Below are 3,303 nucleotides of genomic sequence, written 5' to 3'. Positions count from 1 at the left end.
CTGACCTACACGGCATTCAACAACACCGCAGCCCCAGGTCCGCAGGGGCAGCCGGCTGGGTCGTATATGCCGCAGCAAGTCGGCAGAGACAGTAATAGGCAGTCCAGCGAATTCAATGGTACGAACGGTACTAATGCAAATGCCGCACGAATACCAGATCAGAATACACCTTCTCCACAGGTTGGATACCGCGGTTTAGCAGGCACCAAAGATACTAACGTTAGCTGACTGGCACAGGTCTACCGTCCATGAGAATATCGATCTCTCTAGTTTTTTTAACGTTCCTTTTATCTGCGACTGCTCAAGCAGAGCAGGGCTGCCCTCCTGGCCAATACCCCATCGGTGGACAGGGCGTCGCTGCGTGCGCACCTATCCCCGGAGGGAGTACTCAAAACACAATCGAGCCCCGCCCGCTTGGCAAGTGGATAAAGACTTGGGGATCGGTTGCAATAGGGTCACTCGGCCTGGAAAGAAACCTCGGTGTAACCACTGGTAAATTATCCAAAAAGGAAGCTGAAAGCGATGCTCTGGCTCGCTGTGCAAAGCATGGCGAGAAAGATTGCAAAATTGGCCTGACGTACAGAAACCAATGTATCGCTATTGGGGAGCCCCAGATTAATGGCAAACCAAACTTACTCGGGAATGTACAATTCTTTACCGACCAGACGATCGAGCAAGCCTCAGCTTTGGCACAAAACGCATGTGAAAGAAGAAATCCAGCAAACCAATGCAAAGTAATTTACACAGCTTGCTCAGAGCCAATATTTAAATATTATTAAACCTGACTCCTATAAAGGGTGGCTAAAACGCGGTGCTCGCCAAAATTTTTGCAAGGGCGTACCCATCGCATGCTAACGTGGTAGCCATAAAGATTCCGAGCATCGGTACAGGGCAATAGCAAGTCTCCACTGCATGCATGGCACGCAGCCTCCCCAGTCCGCGCTGATTTCCTTTTGGCGGATCAACCAATAGCCAGCTCTCGACTTCTGCGGATCCTCCAAGATCGTGCTATCGAGTGAGCTCAGCGTCAGAAGTGCCCCCTCGCACGAAAGCTACGCATTTTCTACCGCGTAACGTATGCAGTCAGCAGAAGCATCTTCAATGACTCCCAAGATCATCGGCCGTTTCTCCTTCCTCCTCATGCTCTTCTTTTTTGCAGGATGCAAGCCCATGAATGCCCCATCCTCACAAGCTGACGCAACGAGCAGTCGCCCCGACCCCGTCTATCAGAAGAATCCGCATCCGACGCAGGCATTTCGCATCACTTTGACGATTGAGGATGCGCCGGGTCCGTTTGAATGGATTTCGGGCACGGCGTTCTACCAGATGACCAACCACAAGCAATGCACGCCAATCGAGCCCATTGCCGGTGTATGGAGCAAGTCTGATGAAGACGGCATCCCCATCAACTTTGAGAGGCGCGATGCATCCACCTACGATGCGACAATCTATGCCGATGGCATGGTCAATGCAGACTATTATGGAAAAGGGGTGTGCGAATTTGAGCTAGATGGAGTTGGCATATCTTTGAAAGCGACAGGCGGCAAAAATGAAACGCGATTTCAGCCGGCGCTTTTCAAAAAAGAGATTCATAGCTCGACGCCCAAAGTTACGTACTTTTGGAAGGGTCGTTATCCAAAAGCAGACATGGAAAACTTCCCTGATGGTGGCGAAACGAGCAAGGATCGATTCAACGACGCCGCAAAGAATAACCTATTCAAGGTGACGTTGGCCGTCGAAGAGGTGAATCCATGAAAATTACAAGCCAACAATATGCAGCACTTTCAGATGATGTCTACCAAGCTCCGAAAGAAACGGGTCCAAATAGCAGGCCTGAAGAGATCGGCGGCATAGTTTACAAGCGCCTGAAGTACGTTGACAGCCCATCGGGTTATCAGGGCATCGTGTATCAGTCCCTCGATACAAACGAAATAGTCGTCGCTCATCGCGGCACAGAGACCGAGCGGCAGCTCAAAGAAGATGGTCTTTACACCGATGGCGGTATGGTGGCATTGCGTCATAACAATCAAGCCGCCGAGGCGATCGAGCTGACCAAATATGCATTGCAGTATGCACACGAATTAGACAAGGGCGGTAAGCCTCCCCAAGTCACCGTCACCGGCCACTCGCTTGGTGGCGACTTGGCCCAAGTGACTGCGCACCATTTCGGCCTCAAAGGCGAGACCTTCAACGCCTACGGCGCGGTTAGCCTGGATCGGCGCATTCCCGAGGGTGACAACGCTGTGATCAATCATGTGATGGCCGGCGATGCGGTCAGTGCTGCCAGCAAGCACTATGGCCAGGTCAAAATTTACGCCACGCCACAAGAAGTCGCCGCGTTGCAGAAGGCCGGCTATGCCAACGACCGCAGCTTGTTGGATGACCGCAATCCGGCGGTCGCCAAACCGCTCGCCGACTCGCACCGCATGCACAACTTCCTGCCGGTGGACGCCAACGGCAAGCCAGACCGCTCGGTGCTGGAAGACCCCAAGGCGCAGCAGCTGGCGCAGCAGTACGCGCCGATGATCGACAAGTATCGTGACGATGTGGCGCTGCTACGGGGCGGCCTGACCCTGGCATCGCGCCACATGCAATCCATGGACGTGGTGGATGGCATCAATCATCTGCGCGGCACACTGTCCCCTGGCGCCGGTGCGGCGGAGATGGCGGCAGAGCGCTGGAATCAAACGCAACAGCGCTTGCAGCGCGAAGACAAGCCGGTCTATGTGGCTCCTGGCTGGAAGTTGCCGGTGGGCAACGCACCAGAGCGCTGCGTAGATCCGGACGCGACGGCCATGTCCAATGATCCGTTGTACCGCTCGATCCACAGCAAACTGCCGCAGGGCACGTCCGATGCCGTGGCCATTCATGCCACCGTCGAGGCCAAACGCGCTGGCATCGTCAACGTCGACCAGTTGCGCAGCGTGACCGTGCAGGACGGCAATGCCTGGATCATCGGCAACACGCCGGGTTTCCGCACCAAAGTAGATCTGACGGCGGAGGCACCGCCGTTGCAAGAGAGTCAACAACAGTTGCATGCGCTAGATGCGCAACGGTCGCAGGCAGAGATGACCCCGCCGACGCCAACGCGTGTAATGTAGCGATGTATGACCGGACCACGCCGATGACTGCATCCTTGCAGGCTCCCGCCACTGCAGACCGATATGCGCGTCGTGCGATCAGTCAGCTGCAGCCCCTGGTGGACGCCAACCTCGGTGACTTCGTTTTCTTCAAACTGGTCAACGATTATTTCAGCAACGAGATACAGGAGTTCGGCCTGGATCTGATGAGGCGCACCATGCG

At 54.9% G+C, this 3,303-nt stretch carries 3 protein-coding genes and 1 pseudogene; all 4 read left to right on the top strand.

All coding sequences use genetic code 11. The features are described 5' to 3' along the window. The first annotated feature begins 248 nt into the window (after window positions 1-248). Window positions 249-779: a DUF4189 domain-containing protein gene (locus LL962_RS20715; RefSeq protein ID WP_228318272.1), complete on the top strand. Its 531-nt coding sequence runs from the start codon at window positions 249-251 to the stop codon at window positions 777-779. Between the two features lie 322 nt (window positions 780-1,101). Further along, window positions 1,102-1,755 carry a hypothetical protein gene (locus LL962_RS20710; RefSeq protein ID WP_228318271.1) on the top strand — a complete coding sequence of 218 codons (654 nt, stop codon included), beginning with the start codon at window positions 1,102-1,104 and terminating at the stop codon, window positions 1,753-1,755. After that, the gene (locus LL962_RS20705) at window positions 1,752-3,101 is read left to right on the top strand and encodes a DUF6792 domain-containing protein (protein ID WP_228318270.1); all 1,350 of its coding nucleotides are present in this window, start codon (window positions 1,752-1,754) and stop codon (window positions 3,099-3,101) included. The genes LL962_RS20710 and LL962_RS20705 overlap by 4 nt, the downstream gene beginning before the upstream one ends. Before the next feature lie 23 nt (window positions 3,102-3,124). Next, a pseudogene (locus tag LL962_RS20700) lies at window positions 3,125-3,303 on the top strand (type IV secretion system protein); the annotation flags it as partial.

Source organism: Xanthomonas sp. NCPPB 1067 (assembly GCF_020783795.1).
Classification (GTDB): Bacteria; Pseudomonadota; Gammaproteobacteria; order Xanthomonadales; family Xanthomonadaceae; genus Xanthomonas; species Xanthomonas melonis.
This window is presented reverse-complemented; position numbering and strand designations above follow the sequence as displayed.